The following is a 626-nucleotide window of genomic DNA, read 5'->3' as shown; positions in this document are numbered from 1 at the left end:
CTGCAATGACACGACTTCGGCGGTACGCTTGAGCCCCGCTACATTGTCGGCGCGGAATCACTTGACCAGTGAGCTATTACGCACTCTTTCAAGGGTGGCTGCTTCTAAGCCAACCTCCTGGTTGTCTCTGCGACTCCACATCCTTTCCCACTTAGCGTACGCTTAGGGGCCTTAGTCGATGCTCTGGGCTGTTTCCCTCTCGACCATGGAGCTTATCCCCCACAGTCTCACTGCCGCGCTCTCACTTACCGGCATTCGGAGTTTGGCTAAGGTCAGTAACCCGGTAGGGCCCATCGCCTATCCAGTGCTCTACCTCCGGCAAGAAACACACGACGCTGCACCTAAATGCATTTCGGGGAGAACCAGCTATCACGGAGTTTGATTGGCCTTTCACCCCTAACCACAGGTCATCCCCCAGGTTTTCAACCCTGGTGGGTTCGGTCCTCCACGAAGTCTTACCTCCGCTTCAACCTGCCCATGGCTAGATCACTCCGCTTCGGGTCTAGAGCGTGCAACTATATCGCCCTGTTCGGACTCGCTTTCGCTACGGCTTCCCCACACGGGTTAACCTCGCTACACACCGCTAACTCGCAGGCTCATTCTTCAAAAGGCACGCAGTCACGACG

The 626-nt window shown here is 56.2% G+C and carries 1 rRNA gene; it reads right to left on the bottom strand.

The annotated features are described in order from the left end of the window. Positions 1-626: ribosomal RNA gene (locus IE252_RS42905) — 23S ribosomal RNA — on the bottom strand; the annotation flags it as partial.

Origin of the sequence: Streptomyces melanogenes, from assembly GCF_014649795.1 — a bacterium.
GTDB classification, from domain to species: Bacteria; Actinomycetota; Actinomycetes; order Streptomycetales; family Streptomycetaceae; genus Streptomyces; species Streptomyces noboritoensis.
This window is presented reverse-complemented; position numbering and strand designations above follow the sequence as displayed.